The organism is Streptomyces sp. S3(2020), assembly GCF_013044505.1.
GTDB lineage: Bacteria > Actinomycetota > Actinomycetes > Streptomycetales > Streptomycetaceae > Streptomyces.
In genome coordinates this window covers 1-13,930 of record NZ_JABERD010000236.1, presented here as the reverse complement: position 1 = coordinate 13,930, position 13,930 = coordinate 1, and the positions used below count along the sequence as shown (strand labels likewise).

Below are 13,930 nucleotides of genomic sequence, written 5' to 3'. Positions count from 1 at the left end.
GGTTCCTGGGGGAGGGGATCCCCGGGCGCGGTGGCGGGTTCCTGTGCGGTGGCCTCGACGGTGGCGGGGGCCTCGTCGGTGGCGGTGGCCTCCTCGGTGGGGGCGGCCGGTTCCGGTTCGGCGGAGTCCTGCGAGGGTCTTCGCCCGGCCTCGTGCTGCTCGGCCACGACATCGCCGTGCGCGATCCCCTCCTGCGGCACCCGTCTCTCGCGCTCGGTGTCGGCGAGAGCCCACAGCCGGTGCAGTTCGCGCAGTTCGGCGGAGGTGGCACCGCAGGCGGTGGCGGTGCGGTGCACGGCGCCGTAGTCCTGCGGGACCGACGTGCCCGCGCAGTAACGGTGCAGGCTGGAACGGCTGATGCCGGCCTTCTGGGCGAGAGCGTCGTAGCTGAGCCCGGATCTCTTTCTCAGCGCGCGTAGCTGAGCGGCGAACCGCTCGGCCTCTTCGTACGGGTTCACGATGAACTCCCCTGGTGTTCGCGCGCGCTGGCCCGGCCCGGCTGTATGCAGGCGCGTGTCGGCGGATGCCGACGGCCCGATGTTCCGTCGGCTCGGGATGTGGTCACGATCCCGGCGGTCCAATGTGCCAGAAGTTGCCGAGCGGAGACGGGAGTTGGTCGTTCCGGGGGCCGGCGCGTGCTCCGCCCGTCTCCCACCCGCCTCCCAGCGGCTCGATGAACACACAGCTCAGGGGGCATGTCAGGGTGTCAGCGTCCCAAGTGGGCCCGTTCCGCTTGTCTGTTGCGGCGGGGGCCCTTCAGCGTGACGCCGACGAACTCGACCACGCGACATTGGGAGCACAGATGAGAAATCGCACGACCTGGGCGCGCACCGCCGCCGCGATCCTGCTGGCGGGCGGCGGTCTGCTCGCGGCGACCCCGGCCCACGCGGCCAGCGCGTGCTCGGGGTCGGCCTGCGACGGCAAGGACCCCTCTGTCTACTGCCAGGGCGACGCGCGGACCGAGGAGAGCGTGCGGCTCGGGCAGGCGCTGCTCGAACTCCGCTACAGCCCCAGCTGTCGGGCCGCCTGGGGCCGGATCTCCAACGCGGGCTACGACACACGGGACCAGTTCACCCCGTACGCCACCGTCCACCGCAACAGCGACGGGCGGGAGTACTCCTGCTCCGTGTCCACCGACGGGACGAGCTGCTACACCCGCATGGTCAACGACGCCAATGTCACGTCGTACGCCAAGGGAATGTGGGACAGCGGCGCCCGCACCTACGAGGACCGCACCGCGTCCTACTGAGACGCCCGCTGAGGCGTCCCGCTTCCTGATGCGCGCCGCCTCCTCGCGGACCTCGGCCCGAGTGGCATGCTTCTCCGTTCACTCGGGCCGCTCCGCCGGCCGGCTCAGCGCGGTGACGCGATGGCCCGGGCCGCCGCCACCTCCTGGCGCAGCGGTTCCAGGACGCTGCCCGCCGGGCCGGTGAGGTCGGTGCGGACGGTGTAGAGGGTTTCGGCCTCTCGTACACCCTCCGCCAACTCTCGTAGCTGGAGCACTACTTGCGTCACCTCGGCGTCGGAGGGCAGTGGGGCCCCGTGTTTGGTGCGTACTCTCGCGGCCGTCGTCGCGTCGACGATCCGTTCCACGGCGACGACCAGCGGCCACCATGCCGCCGCCCGGCGGCCCGTCGGCGGCGGTTCGGTCAGCGCCCGCTGGAACTCCGTGCGGATGACCGACAGGTCGCGGTAGAGGCCGCGGCGCATACGGGCGCGGGCCGGGGGGTCCACCGGCTCCGTGCCGAAGGCGGACTCCACATAGCGCGCGGTGTCCGACACCGCGTCCGCGAGCCGGTCGCCCACCCGGGTGTGCCAGCTCTCCGGCCACAGCAGGTAGCCCGCGACCAGGGCGATCCCGCAGCCCATCAGCGAGTCCACCAGGCGCGGCATGAGCAGTCCGGTGCCCTGGTGGTTCAGCACGTCCGAGAGCAGCAGGATCACGGGAGTGATCGCCGCCGTCTGGTAGCCGTATCCGCGAGGTGTCAGCGCCGGGATCAGCGGGGCCAGGACCAGCATCACCGGCACGTCCCACCAGCCCCGCGGCACCTGGGAGAGGACCGCGGCGGCGATCACCAGGCCCGCCACGGTGCCCAGCGCCCGCAGCAGCGCCCGGGAGAAGACCGAGCCGAAGTCGGGCTTGAGGACGAAGGTGATGGTCAGGGCCACCCAGTACGAGCGGGGCACCGGGACGATCGAGACCAGCACCTGGGCCACGCCGATGCAGAGCGCGAGACGCAGGCCGTAGCGCCAGGAGGCCGCCGACAGGGCCACGTTGCGGGTGGCCCGCGCGGCGCGGACGCGCAACGCGGCCGGGCGGCCCAGGCGGTCGGCGACGGCCCGGGGGTCCACGTCGGGGGCCGCGACGACCTCGGCCGCGTGGCGCAGGGCGTGGTCGACGGCGCGGGTCGTCTCGTTCACGGCCACCGGCAGCCGAAGCCCTATGGGGCCCGTGTAGCCCGTCTCCACGGCCTGGGCGAGGTGGCGTACCGCCTCCGGGACCTCCGGCGGCAGCGGCCTTCCCGTCAGGTGGGCCGCGGGGGCCGCCTCCACGACCGGGGTGATCGCGTTCAACTGGGCGAGGAGTCGGGTGAGTTCGGGGCTGCGGCCGTGGTGGCGGGCGCGACGGGCGAGGATGAGGTCGTACGACTGGTTCAGGGACTGTGTGACGGCCTGGCGGGCCTCGGCGTAGTCCGGGGTGCCGCACGCGGTGAGCAGATCGGCCACCGTCCGGTAGGACACCGCCACCGCCGCCCGTTCCGGCACCCCGGACCGCAGCGGCCAGGCCAGCAGGGCGAGGACGAGGACCAGCAGGCCGCCGCCGGTCATCAGCAGCGGGGCCAGCCACCATTCGCCCGGCATCGGCAGGCCCGCGCCCACCACCGAGTTCAGCAGCAGGAGCAGGCCGGAGACCGACGCCACCGCGCCGATCGTCGAGATCATCCCGGAGACCAGCGCGATGCCGGTCACCACCGCCACCGCCAGCCAGCCCTGGCCGTACACCAGCGAACCCAGCGTCACCCCCACCGCGCCGAACAGCTGAGGGATCGCGATGTTGAGGATCCGCATGCGGTACGCGTCGGCGGTGTCGCCGATGACGCCGGACAGGGCGCCCATGGAGGCGAGGGCGCCGTAGGCCGCTTCGTCGACCGCCAGTCCGACGGCCAGCGGCAGGGCCATGGCGATCGCGGCGCGGGCCACGGCCGCCCGGTTGACGGGCGCCTGTTGGGGCTGGAGGTTCCGGACCAGCCAGTCGGGCGGCGTGAGGCCGATGGGGAACTCTCGGGACATGCGCCTATTACACGTCATCCGCGCATCCCCGTATCCCCACATCCCCGCACGTCATGGCCGTACATGAAGGGTGATCGTCACCAGCAGCGCCCGGTGGTCGGTGTCGGCCAGGTCCAGGAAGCGGGCGGTCTGTGCGGAGAAGTCCGCGGACAGCAGGACGTGGTCGATCTGGGCGCCCAGTGTCGGCGCGGTCCGGGCCGGCCAGCTCGGTGTGCGGTCGTCACCGGCGAGGCGGGCGGCGTCGCGCAGCCCGGTGTCCAGGATGCGGCGGAAGGCGGCGTGGTCCTGGGAGGCGTTGAAGTCGCCCGCCAGCAGGACCGGCCCGGAGGTGTCCGCCGCGAAGTCCCGCAGCCTGCCCAGCTCGCGTTTCCACACGTCCACCTGGCCGGGCAGCGGCGGCATGGGATGCGCGAGCTGGAGCCGAACCGCGTGTCCGCGCACCTCGGCGACGGCCCCCGGCATCCCCATCGTGCCGGGGATCGGATCGGCGGCCTTCAGCGGGAACCGGCTCAGGATCACCGACCCCGCGGAGCCGCCGCCCTCGACGGCCCGCCGGTGCGGATAGGTGCCGCCGAGGGTCCGTTTCAGCTCGGCGTCGCAGGTGTACTCGCACTCCTGCACGAACACCAGGTCCGGCCGCTCCCGCCGCACGGCGTCGGTCAGCGCCCCGGTGGCCTGCCCGAACTCCACGTTGGAGGTCAGCACCCGGAAGGAGGCGACCGCGGGCCCGACGGGCTCACCGCTCTTCCCGTACGGCTCGATGAACCAGGCCAGCAGCCCGAGCAGGACGACGCTCCACACCACGCCGGGCCACCAGCGGGCGAGCAGGACGAGGGCGAGCCCGACCGCGGTGGGCGCTACCAGCCAGGGCAGGAAGGCGAGGAACTGGGGGACGGGTGTGATCCCGTCGGTGTCGGCGAGCCGGCAGCCCATGACGACACTGACGCCGGCGAACAGCACGGCGGCGATCCGGATGCCGGCCCTGCGTCGTTCTCGTCGTGCGGGTCGTTGCGCGGGGCTGCTCACCGCGCCGAGCCTAGGAGGACGCGTCCACCTTCGCCAGGAACGCCCCCAACGCCTCGTTGAACTCCTCAGGCCGCTCCAGATTCGGCATATGGGCGGCGCCCTCGATCACCCGCAGTTCCGAGGAGGGCAGCGCCGCGTGCATGGCCTCGGCGTCGGCGACGGGCGTGTACTCGTCGTCCGTGCCCACGACGACCAGGGCGGGGACCGTGACCCGGGTGAGCAGGTCGCGGTAGTCGGGACGGGCCGCGCGGGCGCGCAGGGCCGCGGCGGCGCCCCGCGGCGAGGTGGCCGTCATCATGCGGTGGACGTGGGCCTTCACCTCGGCGGTCGCGTACGGGGCGACCATCTTCTCCAGCACCTCGTCGGCGTACCCCCGCATGCCCTCCCGCAGCAGGCGGTCCGCCATGGCGTGCCGGACCTGGACGCCCTCGGGTGTCTCCGCCGCCGGGAAGGTGTCGGCGAGGACCAGCCCCCGGACGCGTTCGGGGAACTGCCGGTAGCAGTCCATGACGATCTGGCCGCCCATGGAGAGGCCGGCCAGCACGCATGCCCGCACGTCCAGCTCGTCCAGCAGCTCCCGGACGTCCTGGGCGAACTGCTCGAAGTGGGTGACCTCGGGGCCGCGCGGAGCGGTGCCGTAGCCGCGCAGGTCGGGGGTGATCACCCGGCGTCCGCCGGAGAAGGCCGTGCGCTGCGGGTTCCACATCGTGTGGTCGAAGGGGTGGCCGTGGACCAGGACCAGAGGGACTGTCGCCATGACGTCGACCCTAGGTCGCCCCAACTGCTCGGTGCAATAAGATCTTTGCCCTCGGTGCAATCGTGTGCCGACGCTCGTAGGGGGACTTGTGGACGACTACCGGCGCATCGCCGACCGGCTCGCCGACGACATCGCCGCCGGACGACTCAAGCCCGGTGAACGGCTGCCGCCACAACGGCAGTTCGCACGGCGGCGCGGGATCGCCGGGTCGACGGCGGGGCGGGTGTACGGCGAACTCGTACGGCGGGGACTGGTGGTGGGGGAGGTCGGACGCGGCACCTTCGTACGGGCCGCCCCGGCCGGTCCCGCCGGGCGGGCGCTGACCGAGCAGGCGACGCGGGCGCCCGTGAACATGGAACTCAACTACCCCACCGCGCCCGGCCAGTCGGAGCTCCTCGCCCCCGTCCTCGAACCCCTCCTGCGCCCCGACGTCCTCGCCGAGGCGCTCCTCCCGGCCGCCGCCACCGGCACCGCGGCGGCGCGCGAGGCGGCGGCCGCGCTCCTGGCGTCCCCTGGCTGGCACCCCGACCCGGACCGGCTGCTGTTCACCGGCAACGTCCGCCAGGCCATCGCCGCCACCCTCGCCTCCCTGGTCCGGCCGGGCGGCCGGGTGGGTGTGGAGTCGCTGACGTATCCCCTGGTCAAGGAGATCGCCGCCCGGCTGGGCATCACCCTGGTCCCGCTGGCAGTGGACGAGGACGGCCCACTGCCGCAGGCCATCGCCGCCGCCCATCGCACCGCCCCGCTGTCCGCGCTCTACCTCCAGCCGACGCTGCACAACCCGACGTCCCTGACGATGAGTTGGGACCGGCGCCGCGAGATCGCGCTCACCGTGGCCGACCTGAACCTGCCCGTCGTCGAGGACCGCGTCTGGTCCTTCCTGCACCCGCACGCCCCCGACCCCCTCGCCGCGCACGCGCCCGGTCTGACCCATGTCGTCGACGGCCTGTCCAAGCGGGTCGCGCCGGGGCTCACCGTCGGCTTCGTCGTCGCGCCCCGGGACCGCCGCCACACCGTCGCCGCCGCGATCCGCTCCGGCGGATGGAGCGCGGGGCGGTTCGCGCTGGAGGCGGCCGTGCGGGTCGTCGGGGCGGGGGTCGTCCAGCGGCTGGTGGAGGCCAAGCGGGCGGACGCGGCGGCACGCCAGCGGCTCGTCGCCCAGGAGCTCGACGGGTTCGTCGTACGGGCCCATCCGCAGGTCTATTACGCCTGGTGGGAGCTGCCCGCGCCCTGGCGCGCCGACACCTTCACGGCCGCCGCCGCCGCGCTCGGGATCGCCGTGACGCCGGGGCCCGCCTTCGCCGTCGACCCGAAGCGGACGCCGGACGCGGTCAGGCTCGGGCTCGCGTCGGCCGCACCGCGGGATCTGCGACGGGCGCTGCGGACGCTCGCCGGCGTCGTGCGTGAGCGGCCATGAGCCAGGTGCCGCAGGCCGCGGTGAGACCGAGGGCGACCAGCAGCCAGGAGACCGCGCGCAGGGTGACGGTGAGGGCGTCGTAGATGGCGCCGGCCGCCGGGCGGCGGGTCTCGTGCAGGTCGGCGAGGGTCAGATGGCGGCCCAGCGCCACCGCGAGGCCCAGGAACGCGCCGCCCAGCGCCGTGCCCAGCGAGGTCGCCGTGACCGCGCGGCGACGGCAGGCGGCGACCGCGATACCGACGGCGGCGAGGACCAGCGCGGTGACGGGGAGCCAGAACCCGGCGACCTCGAACGGCACGTAGGGATCGGCGAGTTGATGCCTGAGCCGGGGGAGCTCGACATTCCTTCCGTACGTCGCCCAGGCCGCGAGCACCCCGAACGGCACGAGCAGACAGGCCAGGGCGATCAAGGCGGCCGACAGGGCGTTGCGGAGGCTTGGGTGCACGGTTCCAGGCAAGGGCCTGGGGCGGAGGCCCGCGACCTGGCGGAGCCGGTCGTTCCGCTCTCCGGTGGAGGGTTCACCCGAACGGGTGTTTCCTGGATCTGGGGAGAAGGAGGCCGAATCCATGCGCACCACTCCTGCCCTGCGGACCCTGGCCGCGGCTCTGCTCGCCGGTGGCACCCTGGCCGTCACGGCGGCGGGTACCTCGGCCGCCGCCCCGCCGACCTACGCCGACGGACACGGTGGCGGCGGATCCGGCGGTCCGATCTGGGGCACCATCGTCTCCGGCGTCGACCTCAATGTGAGAGCCGCGCCCACCACGCACTCGCCCGTCGTCACGCAGCTCTCGCCGTGGAGCGAGGACCGCGTGGACTGCAAGGTGCAGGGGCAGAGAGTCAACGGCAACCCGTACTGGTACTGGCTCGTCGGCGCCCAGGGCTGGGCCAGCGCCGCCTTCGTCGACACCGGCGGCCGCTCGGTGCCGAGCTGCTCCGATCCGTGTCCCGAATGGAAGGACGGGTCCTGGACCAACTGGGACGACCCGTACGAGAACGACTCGTGGAGCGCGTCGGGATCCGGATCCTGGACGGTCTCCGGCTCGTGGAGCTGGAGCGTCACCGGGTCCTCGGCGGACGCCTGGGACATTTTCCCGGGCGGTGGGTGAGAGAGGGAGACGAAGGGCCCGGCGGCTCGGACCGCCGGGCCCTTTGCCCGTCCTAGGGGAGCCGGTTCCCCTCCCCGTCCTCGTGCGTGTAGTAGCGGTAGAAGAACACGACGAAGACACCCGCCGTGACCACCAGCCCCAGGACCGCGGAGCGCAGCACGCTCTCGCCGGTCTGGCTGTACAGGAAGCCGACCGCGGCGCCCGCGAAGCCTGACTTCACCAGCGAGTGCAGCTCGCGCTTGAGCAGCGGCGCGAACGTCGCCACCGCGACGCACAGCACGATGAACGCGAGCGCGGTCACGAAGCCGAACAGGATGTTCCAGCCGGTGATCTCGCCGCCGCCGCGCCGGTTGGCCGCGGCCCAGTAGCCGTAGACCAGGCCGAGGACGACGGGGATGCCGTAGCGCGCCGCCGTGTGGACCTGTGGGCCGAAGACATCGGGTGAACCGCGGGTCATACCGCCGGACGCGGGTGCCGCATGAGCCATGAGAGGACTCCTCTCTCCTCACCCCCGCCTTCCAGAGCACACCTGGGAGAGGGGCCTGGCAAGTCGGAGTGCGCCCCCGGGCACCCCGTGTTTCGCTGAACGGCATGAAGCGCGGCGCCGTCCTGCGGCGGCAGGAGCTGCTCCGGGTCCGTGGCCGCAGTGTCGCCTGGGTGCCGCCGCTGGTGCTGCTCGTCGGGATCACGGTGATCGACTTCAACACGGCCGGTGAGCTCCGGATGATCACCTGGGTCGTCCTGGTGCCCGGTATCGCCGCCGCCATCTGCGGGGTGTGGGGCACGGCGGTCTTCGCGGTGCTCGCGGTGCTGGACTACCTCCTCGCCGACGCCTCGTACCCGAACCGGTACCAGAGCGCACTGACCGACTTCGTCCTCGTCGGCATCGGCGGCGTCCTCGCCGTCCTGGCCTGCCTGGTCCGGGTCGGCCGCGAGCGTCAGATGCTGCACATGCGGGACATCGCCGACACCACCCGGCGCACCGTGCTGCGCCCGCTGCCCCCGGACTGGGGCGGCCTGGAGCACGCGGCGGTCTATCTCGCCTCCGACGTCGAGGCCAGGGTCGGCGGCGACTTCTACGACATCCAGCCCGGCCCGCACGGCACGCGGGTCCTCGTCGGCGATGTGCAGGGCAAGGGGCTCGGCGCGGTGGAGGCGGCGGCCGCCCTGCTCGGCACGTTCCGTGAGGCGGGGTACCACGAGGCGGAGCTCACGACGGTCGCCGAACGCCTGGAGGTACGGATCGCGCGGCACCGCGGCCACATCGAGGCGCTCGGCCGCACGGACGCCGACCGGTTCGCCACCGCCGTACTGCTCGGCTTCCCCGACGACACCCCCGGCACGGTGGACGTGATCGTCTTCGGCCACGATCCCCCGCTGGTCGTCGGCCCCGGCGGCGTACGGCATCTGCCGCCCGGCGAGGGGCTCCCGCTCGGCCTCGGCGAACTCGCCGCCGACGGACCGCCGCCGGTCATCCGGGTGCCCCTGGCCCCGGGCGAGACGCTGCTGCTCACGACGGACGGCGTGACCGAGGCCCGTGACTCCGGCGGCCGCTTCTACCCGCTCGCCGCCGAGGTCACCGAAGCGGTCGCGGCCGATCCGCGCGTCGCCGGACCGCACCGTCTGGTCGCCCTCGTCCGCGACGGCACCCTGCGGCACTGCGGGGGACGGCTGGCCGACGACACCACGGTGTTCGCGGTACGGCGGCCGGTGGGCAGTCCGTCAGGAAAGGGACGTTCGCAGTCCTGAGGTCCACCTTTGCAGCCGCAGCGGTTACGGTGCTGCCGTACGTGATCGACGGGGGATGGGGAGGAACCGATGCCCGGAACCGTGCTGCTGCTGGCCGCCGCACCGGCGGGCAAGGGGTGTTTGGTCGACGCGGCCTCCGTGCTCCCCGTCCTCGCCGCCGTACCGCCCGCCGTCCTGTCCGGCACGGACACGGCCAACGTGGTCGAGCTGGCGGACCCGTTGGAGCCGCAGGCGGTCCTCACCCGGCTGCGGGCCGCCGCCGCGGCCCCCGGCCCGCTCACCGTGTTCCTCACCGGGCAGCTCCAGTTGGACCGCCGCCAGCACCTGCCGCACCTCGCGCTGGCCCGCACCACCCCCGCGACGGTCCGCTACACCGCCTTCCCCTGGCACTGGTTCCGGGAGGAGCTGCGGCTGCGTCCGGCCGGCGCGACCTCCTTCGTCCTCGATCTGCACGCCGACGCGGAGACCTGGCAGTGGCTGCGGGACAACCCCCTGGACACCGGCCGCAACAACGCCGTCCACGGCCGGATCGCGCCGCCGCCGTCCAGGCGTACGGTCGCGACGCCCGCGTACATGAAGGCCGTGGCGACGATCCTGCGCAGCGGACACCGGCCCCCGCTGGAGCAGTTGCACCAGCAGGCGCTGAGCCGGATCCCGCAGGAGAGCGTGGGCCATGTCCTGACCGCGCAGGGGCCCACCGCGGGCGACCCGCACGTGCTGATCTCGGCCGCCGTCGCGGCCCGGCGGCACGGGGACGCCGACTCGCTGGCCGCGCACCACGAGCTGAGCGCCGTACGGGCGCACGGGCCGGCCTCCGAGGAAGCGCTGCACTGGAGCGAGGTCCGGGCGGATCTGGCGATGTTCGCCGGGGACCCGGCGCGCAGCTGCCGGGCCTGGCTGGCCGTGGCCACCACGCGGCTGGCCGCCGGGCAGGCCCCGGACGCGCCCGCCGTGGAGGCCGCCGCCGACCGGGCCCACCACCAGTGGGGGCGGATCGACGACCCGGCGCGGGCCCGGGAACTGGGGCCCGCGCTGGCCGGCCTGCGGACGCGGGTGCCAGGGCGCCGCGAGGGCGCCCTGGACCATGTGCAGAGGCAGCTGGGCCGCCTCCAGACGATCAGCTCGTGAAGATGAAGTACTTCCACGCGCCGTGCGTCGTCGAGTTCACGGTGTCGCCCGACGAGGAGTTGATGTACGAGGAGCGCACCCGCATCCGGTAGCCCGTCTCGTGCTCACCGGTGAGCTCCACCTTCGAGATGCCCGCGGAGCCCAGCGCGAAGTACTGCGAGCCGAGGTCGTACCACGTGCCGTCGTAGTAGAACTCGAACGCCAGGCGCTGCTCGCGGCCCGGGTACGCCGTCATCGTGGTCGTGAACACCGGGTTCTTGGACTTCTTGAAGTAGTAGTAGGTGTGACCCCACGTGTACTTCGTCTTGTAGTGCTTGCTGACGGCCGTCGACACCTTCACCTTGGCGCCGACCGTGCTCGACGCCGTCTTCGGCGCGTACCGGGCGTCGCCCAGGAACTTCGCCGTGACCTTGGTGTCCCGCTTCAGGTCGAGGGTGACGGACAGGTTGCCGCTGGAGTTGACCGTGCCGGACTTCACCAGCTTGTTGGCCTTGTCCCCGCCGAAGGGGTCGGCCCAGATCTCCACCTTGCGGTTCTTGTACGTCGTACCGAGGTGCGCGGTGAACTTGACGTCCTTGCCGTACGAGTAGACCTTGCCGTTGTTGTTCAGCGTCAGGGTCGTCTTGGCGCGGGAGACGTCGACGGTGTCGGAGGCGGTGCGGGCCGCGTGCTCGGCGTCGCCCGCGTACTTCACCGTGTACTTGACCTTGCCGCCGGACGGCGGGGTGTCCGTGAAGGAGTACGTGCCGTCGGCCTTGACCGTCACCGCGGCGAGGGCCTTGCCGTTCGGCGACTCCAGGTCGGTGCGGGTCACGGTCAGTTGGGCGCCGGCCGGGAGGGCGACCTTGGAGGTGACGGTGCCCTTGACGGTGAGCTTCTTGGCGCGGGTCGCGGAGGCCGGGGCGTCCACGGTGATCGCGGTGGTCGCCTTGGTGGGGGCCTCCAGGACGCGCAACGAGTAGACGCCCTCGTTGTTGGAGGTCACCGCGAACAGTCGGGAGCCGTCCGGGGCCCAGGCCAGGCCCGAGTCGGACAGCTCGTCGCCGGCGCTGCTCGTGCCGGTGTTCGGGAAGTCGTACTCCCGGACGGAGGTGGTGCCGCCCGGCTTGTAGACGTAGACGTCCGGCTGGTACCACCCGGAGATGCCCGCCGCGACCGCGCCGTCCGGGGCGATGGCGACGGAGTTCGGGTAGGCGTCGCTGGCGTAGGAGCCGTCCGCCGTCAGGTCGGACGTCTTGAACACCTGGTGGTGGTAGGGCGCGCCGCTGGCCACGATCACGTCCTGGCCGTCCGGGGTGACCTGGAGGTCCCCGAGGTTGCTGCCGGCGTCCGTGCTGTACGCGGTGCGCACCGGTGTGCCCGACGAGACGTCGTACGAGGCCAGACCCACCGGGCTCTGTCCGATCGCGCCCGCGATCAGGGTGTTCGAGCCGGGCGCGGCGTCCAGCATCGGGCCGTTGTACCAGAGGACCCCCTCCTGGGCGAGGGTGACCACGGGCTGCTCGCCGGAGAAGTCGACCGAGCCGATGTTGCCGTCGCCCGACGGCCCGTAGCCGAACCACAGCTTGCCGCCCGCCAGGGCGACGCTCAGCGGGCTGTCCCCCACGGCGTAGCGGGCGGACTCGGTGTCGGTCGCGGTGTCGAACGCGACGATGGCGTCGGCGTCCCGCACGGCCGCGTAGAGCGTGCCGGAGTCGGCGGAGAGCTCCAGACCGACGACGCCCGGCAGGTTCGTCAGCTGGCGGGTGACGTTCCCGGCGTAGTCGGTGACGACGATCTTGCCGTTGCTCGGGTCGCTGACGAAGACCTGCTGGTGGACGCCGTCCACCACGATGTCCGCGGTCTGCTTCACCGGCAGGGACCTGGTGGCGTCCGCGGACGCCGGTGTGGCGGTCAGGACCGCCGAGCTGAAGAGGACCGCCAGTGTGGTGGCGGCCGTGAGGGAGCGCATACGCACTTTGGTTCGAACCCCCCGGTACGAAAGTGGAGGCCCACGCGCACAGCCATGTGTGGGAACTGTGGGGCGCGTGTGGCAAGTGAGCGAAGAGTAAGTCATGGCACTGACAACGTCGGCACAGGGGTCCCGTACGAACCCTCCCGTGCGCACAACTGGGCTGTCATGATGGTGAGTTAGGGCTGAGGGGGATGGAGTGGCCGACCAAGGCATACGCATACGGCTGGACGGGACCGCGAGCGAGAGCGACATCGGCGCGCTGCGCAAGTGGCTGGAGCGGGAGCAGCGGCTCGACGAGCGGGTACGCGCCGGCGAGCTCCAGATCCTGGAGCGGCCGCGGACCGACGAGTCCGGCGCCCCGATGGGCATCGGCATGGACATCGTCGTGGCGATGGCGGGCGGCGCCGGGGCCGCGCTCTTCAAGGAGCTGCTGGAGTACGTCAAACGGTCCGTGGAGGAGTGGCGGGACGTCCGCCGCGGCGTGGAGAACGGGGATCCGCCCACGGGCCGCGTCGACATCGTGGACCTCCACGACGACAGGTAGGCCCATGGCCCGCTTCGATCCGCGTGGCCGGGGCAACCGCGCGCTGCTGGTGGGTGTCTCCGAGTACGAGTTCACGGAGCCGCCGCACGGGGTGCCCGGCGACCTGCCGGCCGTCAAGCACGACGTGAACCGGCTGCGGGACGCGCTGGTGCGGGGCCAGGTGTTCGACGAGCATGCCGTCACCGTCTCCCGCTCCCCGTCCCAGGACGAGTTCAACAGGGCCCTGCACACCGCCGCGGGCGAGGCCGAGGGGCTGCTCCTGCTGTACTTCGCCGGGCACGGGGCCATCCCCAGCGCGGGCGACGAGCTGTTCCTCCAGATGCACAACGCGCGCGTGGTCCCGGGGCGGCACGCGGTGTTCCCGGGCGCGGAGATGTTCACCACCGTGCTGACGGTGCTCGCGGGCAGCCCGGCCGAGCGGGTCGTGGTGATCCTCGACTGCTGCTTCGCGGGCAACGCGGCCTGGCTGTGGGAGCGGTTCGAGAGCAAACGCCGGGTGCTGCTGCTGATGAGCGTGCAGGCCAACCACCGGGTCGACGCGGGCGGTCCGGGCACCCCGACGCCGTTCACCGGCGAACTCGTGCGGCTCCTGGACGAGGGCGGCGAGCTGGGGTTCCGGGAGCTGTCGGACGCGTTACGGGCCCGGATGGCCGCCGGCGGCTACGAGACCGTGCGCGGCGACCCGTGGGAACCGCAGAGCAGATCCGAGCCGGACCCCCGGCGCCGAGCTCCGGCCGTCCGCGTCCGGCCCGGGCCCGCTCTGCGCTGCCCACCGGTCGGCGCGCCCCGCCCCGCCGCCCCCCCCGGCCCACCCGCCCCGCTCCCGCCCCGCCGCCCCCCCCTCCCCGCGCGGCCACCACGCCACCAGGCACCGCACGCCAACCCCCGTGCCCCCCGCCGGGCCACCCCCCCCCCCCCCGCCCCGCCGCCCCCCCCCCCCCCCCCACACCCCCCCACA

The 13,930-nt window shown here is 73.0% G+C and carries 14 protein-coding genes; 7 read left to right on the top strand and 7 right to left on the bottom strand.

Annotated features, from left to right (window positions below; genetic code table 11):
* The coding region (locus tag HLK59_RS50605; protein WP_346779940.1) for a helix-turn-helix transcriptional regulator at positions 1–458 on the bottom strand (458 nt) is incomplete at its 3' end.
* Between the two features lie 344 nt (positions 459–802).
* On the opposite strand from HLK59_RS50605, the gene HLK59_RS42120 reads away from it, so the two are divergent.
* Entirely contained in the window at positions 803–1,249 is a 447-nt protein-coding gene (locus tag HLK59_RS42120; RefSeq protein WP_171146952.1) for a DUF2690 domain-containing protein, read from the top strand.
* A gap of 104 nt (positions 1,250–1,353) precedes the next feature.
* Here HLK59_RS42120 and HLK59_RS42115 read toward each other — a convergent pair whose 3' ends face one another.
* From HLK59_RS42115 to HLK59_RS42105, 3 genes are read right to left on the bottom strand one after another with little or no spacing between them, the layout of a single operon-like run.
* Positions 1,354–3,291 carry an FUSC family protein gene (locus HLK59_RS42115; RefSeq protein ID WP_171146951.1) on the bottom strand — a complete coding sequence of 646 codons (1,938 nt, stop codon included), beginning with the start codon at positions 3,289–3,291 and terminating at the stop codon, positions 1,354–1,356.
* Positions 3,292–3,342: 51 nt separating this feature from the next.
* Entirely contained in the window at positions 3,343–4,317 is a 975-nt protein-coding gene (locus HLK59_RS42110; protein WP_346779939.1) for an endonuclease/exonuclease/phosphatase family protein, read from the bottom strand.
* A gap of 10 nt (positions 4,318–4,327) precedes the next feature.
* Positions 4,328–5,074, bottom strand: a complete 747-nt coding sequence (locus HLK59_RS42105) for an alpha/beta hydrolase (protein WP_171146950.1) — start codon at positions 5,072–5,074, stop codon at positions 4,328–4,330.
* An 88-nt stretch (positions 5,075–5,162) separates the two neighbouring features.
* Between HLK59_RS42105 and HLK59_RS42100 the strand changes: the two genes are divergently transcribed.
* The gene (locus HLK59_RS42100; protein WP_171146953.1) at positions 5,163–6,491 is read left to right on the top strand and encodes a PLP-dependent aminotransferase family protein; all 1,329 of its coding nucleotides are present in this window, start codon (positions 5,163–5,165) and stop codon (positions 6,489–6,491) included.
* Here HLK59_RS42100 and HLK59_RS42095 read toward each other — a convergent pair.
* On the bottom strand, positions 6,406–6,936 hold the full coding sequence (locus HLK59_RS42095) for a hypothetical protein (protein WP_171146949.1): 531 nt from the start codon (positions 6,934–6,936) through the stop codon (positions 6,406–6,408). The two genes, HLK59_RS42100 and HLK59_RS42095, sit on opposite strands and share 86 nt — an antisense overlap.
* Before the next feature lie 121 nt (positions 6,937–7,057).
* Between HLK59_RS42095 and HLK59_RS42090 the strand changes: the two genes are divergently transcribed.
* Entirely contained in the window at positions 7,058–7,597 is a 540-nt protein-coding gene (locus tag HLK59_RS42090) for an SH3 domain-containing protein (protein ID WP_171146948.1), read from the top strand.
* A gap of 52 nt (positions 7,598–7,649) precedes the next feature.
* Here HLK59_RS42090 and HLK59_RS42085 read toward each other — a convergent pair whose 3' ends face one another.
* Entirely contained in the window at positions 7,650–8,084 is a 435-nt protein-coding gene (locus tag HLK59_RS42085; protein ID WP_171146947.1) for a hypothetical protein, read from the bottom strand.
* 104 nt (positions 8,085–8,188) lie between these two features.
* Here HLK59_RS42085 and HLK59_RS42080 point away from each other — a divergent pair, with 104 nt between their 5' ends.
* The gene (locus HLK59_RS42080) at positions 8,189–9,346 is read left to right on the top strand and encodes a PP2C family protein-serine/threonine phosphatase (RefSeq protein WP_171146946.1); all 1,158 of its coding nucleotides are present in this window, start codon (positions 8,189–8,191) and stop codon (positions 9,344–9,346) included.
* A 69-nt stretch (positions 9,347–9,415) separates the two neighbouring features.
* Positions 9,416–10,474, top strand: a complete 1,059-nt coding sequence (locus HLK59_RS42075) for a hypothetical protein (RefSeq protein ID WP_171146945.1) — start codon at positions 9,416–9,418, stop codon at positions 10,472–10,474.
* On the opposite strand, the gene HLK59_RS42070 is transcribed toward HLK59_RS42075, so the two are convergent.
* On the bottom strand, positions 10,464–12,425 hold the full coding sequence (locus tag HLK59_RS42070; RefSeq protein ID WP_206328240.1) for an Ig-like domain repeat protein: 1,962 nt from the start codon (positions 12,423–12,425) through the stop codon (positions 10,464–10,466). The two genes, HLK59_RS42075 and HLK59_RS42070, sit on opposite strands and share 11 nt — an antisense overlap.
* A gap of 199 nt (positions 12,426–12,624) precedes the next feature.
* On the opposite strand from HLK59_RS42070, the gene HLK59_RS42065 reads away from it, so the two are divergent.
* Both HLK59_RS42065 and HLK59_RS52165 read left to right on the top strand, forming a co-directional pair.
* A complete protein-coding gene (locus HLK59_RS42065; protein WP_171146943.1) occupies positions 12,625–12,972 on the top strand; it encodes a hypothetical protein in 348 nt (115 codons plus the stop codon).
* 4 nt (positions 12,973–12,976) lie between these two features.
* Positions 12,977–13,930, top strand: a 954-nt coding sequence (locus HLK59_RS52165; RefSeq protein WP_171146942.1) for a caspase family protein, incomplete at its 3' end; no start/stop codon positions are given.